General features: G+C 70.1%; 10 protein-coding genes. 4 read left to right on the forward strand and 6 right to left on the reverse strand.

The window, feature by feature from the left end; all coding sequences use genetic code 11:
- The 4 genes from AB0J09_RS43695 to AB0J09_RS43710 all read left to right on the forward strand — a co-directional run.
- On the forward strand, nt 1-253 hold a 253-nt coding region (locus tag AB0J09_RS43695), incomplete at its 5' end, for a TOBE domain-containing protein (protein ID WP_360704884.1).
- Nucleotides 254-275: 22 nt separating this feature from the next.
- Nucleotides 276-1,472: an ABC transporter substrate-binding protein gene (locus AB0J09_RS43700; protein WP_360704887.1), complete on the forward strand. Its 1,197-nt coding sequence runs from the start codon at nt 276-278 to the stop codon at nt 1,470-1,472.
- Nucleotides 1,473-1,519: 47 nt separating this feature from the next.
- The gene (locus AB0J09_RS43705) at nt 1,520-2,353 is read left to right on the forward strand and encodes an ABC transporter permease (RefSeq protein WP_360704889.1); all 834 of its coding nucleotides are present in this window, start codon (nt 1,520-1,522) and stop codon (nt 2,351-2,353) included.
- Nucleotides 2,350-3,156 (forward strand): ABC transporter permease, encoded by an 807-nt coding sequence (locus AB0J09_RS43710; RefSeq protein ID WP_360704891.1) that lies wholly within the window; start codon nt 2,350-2,352, stop codon nt 3,154-3,156. Before AB0J09_RS43705 ends, AB0J09_RS43710 begins: the two co-directional genes overlap by 4 nt.
- Nucleotides 3,157-3,304: 148 nt before the next feature.
- Here AB0J09_RS43710 and AB0J09_RS43715 read toward each other — a convergent pair whose 3' ends face one another.
- The 6 genes from AB0J09_RS43715 to AB0J09_RS43740 form a co-directional block, all read right to left on the reverse strand.
- On the reverse strand, nt 3,305-5,560 hold the full coding sequence (locus AB0J09_RS43715) for a family 43 glycosylhydrolase (protein ID WP_360704893.1): 2,256 nt from the start codon (nt 5,558-5,560) through the stop codon (nt 3,305-3,307).
- On the reverse strand, nt 5,557-7,026 hold the full coding sequence (locus AB0J09_RS43720; RefSeq protein WP_360704896.1) for a sulfatase-like hydrolase/transferase: 1,470 nt from the start codon (nt 7,024-7,026) through the stop codon (nt 5,557-5,559). The genes AB0J09_RS43715 and AB0J09_RS43720 overlap by 4 nt, the downstream gene beginning before the upstream one ends.
- On the reverse strand, nt 7,023-7,991 hold the full coding sequence (locus AB0J09_RS43725) for an aliphatic sulfonate ABC transporter substrate-binding protein (RefSeq protein ID WP_360704899.1): 969 nt from the start codon (nt 7,989-7,991) through the stop codon (nt 7,023-7,025). The genes AB0J09_RS43720 and AB0J09_RS43725 overlap by 4 nt, the downstream gene beginning before the upstream one ends.
- Nucleotides 7,992-8,017: 26 nt before the next feature.
- Nucleotides 8,018-8,788: an ABC transporter ATP-binding protein gene (locus tag AB0J09_RS43730; RefSeq protein WP_360704901.1), complete on the reverse strand. Its 771-nt coding sequence runs from the start codon at nt 8,786-8,788 to the stop codon at nt 8,018-8,020.
- Complete coding sequence (locus AB0J09_RS43735) at nt 8,785-9,585, reverse strand: ABC transporter permease (RefSeq protein ID WP_360704904.1); 801 nt, start codon at nt 9,583-9,585, stop codon at nt 8,785-8,787. Before AB0J09_RS43735 ends, AB0J09_RS43730 begins: the two co-directional genes overlap by 4 nt.
- A partial coding sequence (locus AB0J09_RS43740) for an ROK family protein (protein ID WP_360704906.1) occupies nt 9,582-9,969 on the reverse strand: 388 nt, incomplete at its 5' end. The genes AB0J09_RS43740 and AB0J09_RS43735, both read right to left, overlap by 4 nt.

Below are 9,969 nucleotides of genomic sequence, written 5' to 3' on the forward strand. Positions count from 1 at the left end.
CGAGAAGCTGCGCGTCGCGCTCGACGGCGCCCCGGACGCCGGGCCAGGGGAGCAGTCCGCCGCGGGGACGGTCGCGGAGATCGTGTACGCGGGCGCCGCCACCAGGTTCGTCGTCGATCTCGACGCCGGCGGCCGGCTGATCGCCCTCCAGCAGAACCTCCAGGGTTCGTCCATGGACGTGATGGGCCTGAGAGGCGCCCGCGTCCGGCTCGTGTGGCAGCGGCGGCACGAGTTCGCGATCACGTCCGGGTAAGGAGTCCAGGTAAGGAGAGGACATGCGATCGAGCGGATTAGCGATCACGGCGGCGGCACTCGCGCTCGTCACCGCCTGCGGCGGCGGCGCCACCGGCAACGCCCCCGCGCCCGGCCAGAGCGGCTTCGTGCCGCCCAAGATCGACGCGCTCCAGAACCTCGGCACAGGCGAGGGCCAGGTCAACCTCGTGGCCTGGGCCGGATATGTCGAGGACGGCAGCAACGACCCCAAGGTCGACTGGGTCACCTCGTTCGAGCAGGCCACCGGATGCAAGGTGAACGCCAAGGTCGCGGGCACCTCTGACGAGATGGTCAACCTCATGAAGACCGGCGAGTACGACGCGGTCTCGGCCTCCGGCGACGCCTCGCTACGGCTGATCGCGGCCGGCACGGTCGCCCCCGTCAACACCAGGCTGATCCCGAACTACCAGGACGTGTTCGATGGCCTGAAGGAGAAGCCGTGGAACTCGGTCAACGGCGTCCCCTACGGTGTCCCGCACGGCCGCGGCGCCAACCTGCTGATGTGGCGCACCGACACCGTGAAGCCCGCGCCCGACTCGTGGAGCGTGGTGTTCGACCCGGCCTCGCCGTACAAGGGCAAGGTGACGGCGTACGACTCGCCCATCTACATCGCCGACGCCGCCGTCTACCTGATGGCGACCAAGCCGGAGCTCGGCATCAAGAACCCGTACGCGCTGGACGACCGGCAGTTCCAGGCCGCTGTGGACCTGCTCAAGCAGCAGAAGCAGATCGTCGGCGAGTACTGGTCCGACTACACCAAGGAGATCCAGGCCTTCAAGAGCGGCGACTCCGTCGTCGGCACCACCTGGCAGGTGATCGTCAACGTGGCCGAGGGCGAGAAGGCGCCGGTCCAGGCCACGCTGCCCAAGGAGGGCGCGACCGGCTGGTCGGACACGTGGATGGTGGCGGCCAAGGCCGCGCACCCGAACTGCGCGTACAAGTGGCTCGACCACATCATCTCGCCCCAGGCGAACGCCCAGGTGGCGGAGTACTTCGGCGAGGCCCCGTCGAACGCCAAGGCGTGCCAGGAGACCGCTGATCCCAAGCACTGCGAGATCTACCACGCCACCGACGAGGCGTACTTCTCCAAGGTCCACTACTGGACCACGCCCATCGCCCAGTGCCTCGACGGCCGCACCAACGTGAAGTGCAAGGACTACTCGGAGTGGACGCGGGCCTGGACGGAGATCAAGGGTTGACGCCGGCCACTCAGGGGTCCGCGGCAGCGCGGCGAAGGCCGTCGGCAGTGCGGCGGTGGCTGGCGGCCTTCCTGCACCGCAGGCCGGGAGTGCGGCTGTCGCTGCTGCTGTCGGCGCCGCTGGCATGGCTGGGGCTGGCGTACCTGGGGGCGCTGGCGGCGCTGTTCGTCACCGCGTTCTACACCACCGACACCTTCACCGGGAACCTGGTGCGGACGTTCACCTGGGCGAACTTCCGTGACCTGGTCACGGTGGAGGTCTACAGGACGGTCGCGCTGCGCTCGATCGGCGTGGCGCTGGCGGTGACCGCGATCGACCTGGCGGTGGCCTTCCCCATGGCGTTCGCGATGGCCAAGCTGGCCTCGCCGCGCGCGCAACGCTGGCTGGCGATCGCCGTGCTGACCCCGCTGTGGGCGTCGTACCTGGTCAAGGCGTACGCGTGGCGGGTCATGCTGTCGTCGGGGGGGCTGCTGGGGTGGGGGTTCGGGGTGACGGCGACCATCCTGACGCTGGCGTACCTGTGGCTGCCGTACATGATCCTGCCGATCTACGCGGGGCTCGAACGGCTGCCGGACTCGCTGCTGGAGGCGGCCGGGGATCTCGGGGCGCGGTCGTGGCGGGTCTTCCGCACGGTCGTGTGGCCGCTGGCGTTCCCCGCCGTGGTCGCGGGGTCGATCTTCACGTTCTCGCTGTCGCTGGGCGACTACATCGCCGTCAAGATCGTCGGCGGTCGCAGCCAGCTCATCGGGAACGTCGTCTACGACAACATCGGGGCGGCCAACAACCTGCCGTTCGCCGCCGCCGTGGCGACCGTGCCCGTCGTGATCATGCTGGTGTACCTGGCGGCGGTCCGCCGTACCGGGGCCTTGGAGAGCCTGTGAACCTGTCGCGCACCGCCCGCTTCCTCTTCCGGCTCGCGCTCGCGGCGGGACTCGGCGTGATCTACGTGCCGCTGCTCGTCGTGCTGCTCAACTCGGTCAACGCCGACCGCACGTTCGGCTGGCCGCCTTCGGCGTTCACGGCGCGCTGGTGGGGCGCGGCCTGGAACTCCTCCGGGGTGCGCGACGCGCTCTGGACCTCCGTGCAGGCGGGGCTCGGCGCCACGGCCATCGCTCTCGTCCTGGGCACTATGGCGGCCTTCGCCGTGCAGCGGTACCGGTTCTTCGGGCGTGACACGGTGTCGCTAGTGATCATCCTGCCCATCGCGCTGCCGGGCATCGTGACCGGGATCGCGCTGAACAACGCCTTCCGCACCGTGCTGGAGCCGTTCGGGGTCGGGCTCGGGCTGTTCACGGTCGTGGTGGGGCACGCGACGTTCTGCGTGGTGACGGTCCACAACAACGTGCTGGCCCGGCTGCGGCGCTTGGGGGGCTCGCTGGAGGAGGCGTCGGCGGATCTCGGGGCGGACCCGTTCACCACCTTCCGGCTGGTGACGTTCCCGATGATGCGCTCGGCGCTGCTGGCGGGCGGGCTGCTGGCGTTCGCGCTGTCGTTCGACGAGATCATCGTGACGACCTTCACGGCGGGGGCCGGGGTGCGGACCCTGCCGATCTGGATCTTCGAGAACCTCTTCCGGCCGAACCAGGCGCCGGTGGTCAACGTCGTGGCGGCCGCCCTGATCGTCGCCTCGGTGGTGCCCGTCTACCTCGCCCAGCGACTGTCCACGGACGTCGGCGCCCACTGACACCCGTCGCCCCGATGCCGCTGACCCGCCGTACTTCGGCTGAGGTCCCTTGGAAGAGAGGGAAGGCGTGGGCGCGCTCGCCCAAGAGAGGGGCGGCGTCCTCGCCTGGGGTGGGGAGGGGGGTCAGGCCGCTCCCCACCCGAGGGGATCAGTCGCGATACGTCCGGACGTAGTCGAACTTGGCGACGGCGCCCGAGCGGTTCATCGAGATCAGCCCGATCTTGAGCTTGTCCTTCACCGGAAGCGTCCACACGCCGTTGCGCACCCAGTGCGACCCATCCCGGCTCGTCGCCGCGCGCACCTCGTTCTCGTGGTTCGCCGCGTCATAGTGGTACGACATCCGCAGCCACATCGTGTCGGCCGCCGGACCCCCGAACATGGGCCCGTTGAACACGGCGGCCGGCGGTGTGGCCGTGGGCCGCTCGCCCTCCTTGAGGAACTCGCTGACCTGCAGCACGGCCCCGTCACCGCGGCTCAGCGGCAGCACCGAGTGGGCCATCTTGAAGTACCGGTCGTCGTTCTCGTACAGCACGAGACCGGCCTGCTGGTTGCCCTGCGTAGGCGCGAAGTCCAGCTTCGCCTCGACCGTGTAGTCGCCCTCCGGCGCGTCCCGCAGCAGCACAGACGCCGTGTTGGTGCCCCGGTGCAGCTCGGCGTTCTGGGTGGGCCAGGACAGCGCACCGCCGGAGACGGTGACGCCCGCCGCCGGGCCGCGGACCCACTGCCACGTCGTGCCGACCGCCGTGCCGTCGAACTCGTCGCTGTACTCGGGCAACAACTCCCCGGGTGAAGGGACGGGCACCCGTGACGTGACGGGCGTGTACAGCCTGACGGCGCCGACGTTGTCGGCGTCGGCCGCGCCGCGTGCGACGGCGCCGACGGAGCCGTGGCGGGCGGCGGCCCGCGGCAGAGCGCGCTTCTGTTCCGCGACGGGATCGCCGAGCTTGTCGCCGCTCACCTGGACCGTCAGCTCCGTGCCGCGCAGCTCGGCCACCACGGTGTGCCAGGTGCTCAGGTCGAACCCGGTGGGCAGCGGCGTCACCTGCGCGCCGCGGCTCGTGCCGCCGATCACCACGTCGGTGACCAGGGCGTCGCGGCCCTTGTCGAGCCAGGCGACCACGTGGTTGTCGCGGTTGACGTGGGCGAGCGTGAGCCCGGCCGCGCCGGAGGCGACGCGCAGGTCCGCCTGGGCCCGGACGTCGGCGGCCGGCGTCTTCTTCCCGGAGACCAGGTACGAAAGAGCGCCCGCGTGCGAGGCGAACCCGTGGGCGTCCTGACCGGTCCTGGCCGTCCAGCCGGACCCGGCCTGCCAGCCGGACAGCGAGCCGTCGCCGAACGTGCCACCGGCGTCGTACGAGGTCACCGGCGCGGGCTGCGCGCCCTCCGACGGCCCCGCCCCGGCGCGGACCACCGGCCAGCCGTCGATCCAGTCCAGCCGGTCGATCAGCAGCGGCCGCTTGGTCAGGCCCGACGGCCCGTTGGTGATCGGCGGGAAGTCGGGGTCGGCCGTCGAGATGGCGTGGTAGACCAGCCAGTCCTGGCCGGACAGGTCCGTGACGAAGCCGCTGTGGCCGGGCCCGGCCCAGCGGTTGCCGTTCGCGCCGACGACGATGGCGCCCTTGGTGGTCAGCTCCATCAGGTCCACGCCCTCGTCGTCCTTGAACGGACCGAACGGGCTCGTGGCGCGGCCCACCTTGACCTGGTAGCCGCTGTAGGCGCCGTCGCAGCAGCCGGCGTCGGAGTAGAACAGGTAGTAGAAGCCGCCGTGGCGGACGACGTACCCGCCCTCCATGCGCCGGCCCCTGGCCACCTGGGTCGGAGTCCCCTCGACGCGGGTGGCGTCGGCGTTCATCCTCGCGGCGCAGATGGTGTCGTAGCTGCCCCAGTAGAGGTAGTGGGTGCCGTCCACGTCGGTGAACTGCGCCTCGTCGATGTTGAACGTCGGGCACGCGGCCTGGGCGGCGGCCGGGAGCACGTCGCCCGCGTCCGTCCAGGGGCCGGTCGGGGTCGGCGCGGTCACCAGGCCGACGTCGCCGGAGGCCAGCGAGTAGTAGAGGTAGTACTTGCCGTCGATATACCTGATGTCGGGTGCCCAGAGCCGGGCGCCTTGGTGCCAGGCCGGCTTGGTCTGCGGGGTGAAGACCTCGCCGGCGTACTCCCAGGCCACCATGTCCTTGGAGCGCAGGATCGGCAGCATCCGCTCGCCGGCCTCGCCCTTGCTGTTGAACACGGGGTTCTGGGTGCCGTAGGCGTACCAGAGCCCGTCCCTGGCGTGGATCAGCGTCGGGTCGGGGAACGTGTCGACCACGCCCGCCGACACCGGGTTCGTGTACGTCGCCGGCGTCGGCGCGGGCGCGCTGACCAGTCCGGACAGCAGGGCGGTGACGGCTAAGACCAGCTTCATGTGGCGGTGCCCTCCTTCTCGAAGGAGCTCAGCGTGGGGTCGTAGTCGGAGTGGCCGATGTCGTACATCGGGGTCATCCAGTGGTAGAAGTTGTCGCCGCGCTCGCGCAGCAGGTCGTACATCCTGCGCATCAGGCGGCGGCGGACCGGGGCCAGCTCCGGGTGGTCGTACCGGTTGCTGAGCTCGTGCGGGTCGGCGTGCAGGTCGTACAGCTCGTTGACCGACTCCGGGTTGACGACCAGCTTGTAGCGGTCGTCGCGGAGCATCCGCTGCGGGTAGGGGAAGTGGTGGCCGTGGAACTCGGCGAGCAGCTCACCCGGCCACTCCGGGCGCTCGCCGCGGACGAGGGGCGCCAGGCTGCGGCTGTCCACCGCCGGCTCGGTGTCGCAGCCCGCCAGCTCCAGGATCGTGGCGGTGCAGTCGGTGAGCGTCACGAACTCGTTCCTGACCTGCGGTTTCTCGCCGGGGATGCGGACGATGCCGGGGATGCGGTAGATGTCCTCGTACATGGCCGGGCCCTTGTCGTGCAGCCGGTGCGCGCCGGTGAACTCCCCGTGGTCGGCGGTGAAGAACACCGAGGTCTGGTCCGACAGGCCCAGCTCGTCGAGGCGGTCGAGGATCCGGCCGATCTGCCGGTCGATCAGCGTCACATATCCCCAGTAGACCGCGATCAGCTTGCGCGTGACCTCGATCGGGATCGTGTCGAACGTCCAGTGCTCGCTGTAGTTGCGCTGCACCGGCGGTTTGCCCTCGAACGTCTCCGCGATCGACGGCGGCAGCTCGACCAGGCTCGGGTCGTACATGTCGAAGTACTCGTCCGGCAGCAGGTATGGCAGGTGCGGCCCGAAGAAGTGGGTGGCCAGGTAGAACGGCCGTCCGTCGGCCGCGTACCGGTCGAGGTGCTCGATCGCCCTGGTCGCCAGGTAGTGCTCGAACGTCGCCTCCTCCGGCTGGTGCAGCCGCGCCGCCAGGAGGTTGCCCGGGTTGCCGTTCGGCGTGGTGCCCCGGATCAGGTCAGAGATCCGGTACGGCGGCAGCCCCCGCTCCTCCAGGTACGCCAGGTAGTCGGGATGGTCGACCGGGTTGTGCCAGCCGGGCAGGTCGGGCCCGTCGAAGCCGTAGGAGGCCGCGTTGCGGCGGGTGCCGCCGTGCCACTTGCCGATCAGCCCCAGGTTGTAGCCGCGCTCCTTCAGCGCTCCGGGAAAGGTGAACGCGTCCTCGCGCAGGTCCTCCAGGTAGCCGACGTTGCGCTCGTAGTTCGCCAGCAGCCGGTGCCTGAACGGCGCCTGCCCGGTGAGCAGGCTGGCCCGCGCGGGCGTGCAGATGGCTGTCGGCGTGTAGAACCGATCGAACCGCGTGCCGGTCGCGGCCAACCTGTCCAGGTTGGGCGTGGCCACGTGCGGGTTGCCGTAGCAGCCCAGGGTGTCGACGCGGTGCTGGTCGGTCATCAGGAACAGCAGGTTCACTTGCTGAACGCCTTCTCGTAGAGGTCGCCGGTGTAGTACGTGGCCGGGTCGGGCCGCGACTTGAGCTGGCCGGTGCCGACGAAGAAGTCGCCCAGGCTGTTCAGCCACTTGGCGACCGTGCCGTCCTTGGTCTTGGCGACCAGGTCGGCCGTGGTCATCGTCTGGACGTTCGCCGCGTCGGCCTTGACCTTGGCCGCGTCGAGCTTGAGCAGCGTGGCCGCCTCGGTGATCGACTCGTCGGGATGTGCGGCCCGCCAGTCGTTGGCCTCCTGCAGCACCTTGATCACCTTGCCGGTGAGCTCCTGGTCCACCTTGGTGCCGCCGACGAACGCGGTCGGGAAGGAACGGTCGGGGAACTCCCTGGTGCTGGCGATCTCGACCGTGCCGGGCACCTTCTGCTTGATCGTGTCGATCAGCGGGTACCAGATGCCGGCGCCGTCGATCTGCCCGGCCGAGAACGCCGACACGACGGTCGCCGGGTCCATCGGCACCTTCTGGATGTCCTTCTCGGTCATCCCGGCCTTCTGCAGGGCCAGGTTGAGCACCATGTCGCCGGACGTGCCCTGCGGCACGCCGACCTTCTTGCCCTTCAGGTCCTGCATGGTCTTGACCCCGGGGCGGCCGATGACACGGTCGGCGAACGCGAGCGTGTTGATCGCGACGACCTTCGCCTTGCCGGAGGCGGGCAGCCACATGGCGCCCGGGCCGATGTAGCCGAAGTCGAGGTCGCCCGCACCGAGGGCCTGGATCTGCAGCGGCCCGTTGGTGAAGACCTTGATCTCCGGCTTGAGGCCCTGCTTGTCCCACAGGCCCTGCTTGTTCGCGATGGCGAGCAGGCTCGCGCCGTTGTAGTCGCTGATGTAGCCGAAGCGGACCGTGCTGCCGTCGCTGGAGCAGGCGGTCACGGAGAGTGCTATGACGCTCACCGCCGTGGCGGCCGTCAGGGCGTGACGAAGAGAACGCATGGCGGGTAGCTCCTTTCCGGGAGGTGTCAGGCCGCGGGTGCCTGGTGGTAGACGGAGTGCCAGACCTCGTTGCGTATCCGCCCGAACTCGGGCGACAGTCGCATCTCCTCGGTCCTCGGATAGGGCAGGTCCACGTCGATGACCTGCTGGATGCGGCCGGGCCTGGCCGCCATGACGATCACGCGCCTGGCCAGGTAGACGGCCTCGTCCACGTCGTGGGTGATGAACATGACCGTGCGCTGCTCCTGGCTCCAGGTGTCCAGGAGCTGGTCCTGCAACTGCACCCGGGTGAGCGCGTCGAGCGCGCCGAACGGCTCGTCCATGAGCAGGACCTGCGGGTTCACCGCGTACGCGCGGGCAATCGCGCAGCGCTGCTTCATGCCGCCGGACAGCGTCTTGGGCAGCGCGTCGGCGAAGTGGGACAGCCCGACCAGCTCGATCGCCCGTTCGGCCCGCCGCCTGCGCTCGTCGGCGGGCAGCTCGGCCAGCTTCAGCCCGAACTCGACGTTCTTGCGCACGGTCAGCCACGGGAACAGCGCGTACTGCTGGAAGATCACGCCCCGCTCCGGCCCCGGCCCGTTCACCGCCACGCCGTCCACCAGCACCTCGCCCGACGTGGGCTCGACCAGCCCGGCCGCCATGCTCATCAGCGTGCTCTTGCCGCACCCCGACGGCCCCACGACCGTCACGAACTCGCGGTCGGCGATGTCCAGCGACACGCGGTCGAGCGCGGTGAACGTGGTGTCCTTCATCGGGTACGTCTTGACCACGTCCCTGAACGAGATCTTGCTGTTCATCGGCGCTCCTGCCAGTCGGTGAGGTGACGCTCGGCCAGCAGCAGCAGCCGGTCCATCAGCAGGCCGAGCACGCCGATGGTGATCAGGCCCACGAAGATCGTGGACAGGTCGTAGTAGAGCTGGGCCTGCTGCATGCGGAAGCCGAGGCCCTCCTGGGCGGCGATCAGCTCGGCGGCGACCAGCGTGCCCCAGGCCGAGCCGAGCCCGACCCGCATGCCGACCAGGATGAACGGCGTGGACGCCGGCACCACGACCTTGAGGAAGATCGTCCGGTCGGACGCGCCGAGCACACGCGCGGCGTTGATCAGCGTCTTGTCCACGTCCACCACGCCCTGGAAGGTCGCCACGACGCTGGACAGGAACGCCGCCAGGAAGATCACGAAGACCTTCGGCACCTCGCCGATGCCCAGGAGCACGATCGCCAGGGGGATGATCGCCAGAGGCGGGATCGTGCGGAAGAACTGCACATAGGGCTCCAGCAGGCCGCGCGCGGTGGCGTACCAGCCCATCAGGAAGCCGACCGGGACGGCCAGCAGGGTGCCGAGCAGGAAGCCCAGCAGCACCCTGCGCAGGCTGGCCAGCGCGTCCTCCAGGAGCGTGCCGTCGGCGATCAGCTCGCCGGCCTTGGCCGCCACCTGCAGCGGGGTCGGCAGGCCCTGCACGCCGACCACGGCCAGCAGCGTCCATAGGGCGAGCCCGATGGCGACCGCGATCAGGTTGAGCGCGACGGCGCGTTGCGGGCGGCTGGGGCTTCGCCGCGCCGTCGACGTCTTCTCCAGCGTGGTGAGCTGGGTCATGACTGCCTTTCTTGCTGGGTTGGGCGCGTGGCCCGCTCGGTTTCGTCGATGAGGCCGGACGCGAGGTCGGGGCCTGCCGGGTAGCGGGAGAGCAGCGGGGACTCGTGCAGCACCAGGGCGATGCCGCCGAGGGCGCCCGCCGCCTCGCCGAGCGTCGCGCGGCGCAGGCTGAGGCGGTGCCTGGAAACGGGCATGACCTGGGCGCGCAGTGCCCGCTCGATCGGCTCGATCAGCGGGGCGCCGGTCTCCGCCAGCTCGCCGCCGACCACGATCACGCTGGGGCCGATCGCGTTGCACACGGCGGCGAGCACGCCGCCGATCGTGGCGCCGACGCCCTCCAGGAGGGTCAGGGCCGTTTCGTCGCCCGCCCCGGTCGCCTTCGCC

It is taken from the genome of Nonomuraea sp. NPDC049784 (assembly GCF_040659615.1).
Taxonomy (GTDB): domain Bacteria; phylum Actinomycetota; class Actinomycetes; order Streptosporangiales; family Streptosporangiaceae; genus Nonomuraea.

Bases quoted from the DNA above. Each gene is read 5' to 3' on its own strand.
- AB0J09_RS43700 (WP_360704887.1), top strand. From the start codon at position 276: ATGCGATCGAGCGGATTAGCGATCACGGCGGCGGCACTCGCGCTCGTC.
- AB0J09_RS43715 (WP_360704893.1), bottom strand. From the start codon at position 5,560: ATGAAGCTGGTCTTAGCCGTCACCGCCCTGCTGTCCGGACTGGTCAGC.
- AB0J09_RS43725 (WP_360704899.1), bottom strand. From the start codon at position 7,991: ATGCGTTCTCTTCGTCACGCCCTGACGGCCGCCACGGCGGTGAGCGTC.
- AB0J09_RS43730 (WP_360704901.1), bottom strand. From the start codon at position 8,788: ATGAACAGCAAGATCTCGTTCAGGGACGTGGTCAAGACGTACCCGATG.
- AB0J09_RS43735 (WP_360704904.1), bottom strand. From the start codon at position 9,585: ATGACCCAGCTCACCACGCTGGAGAAGACGTCGACGGCGCGGCGAAGC.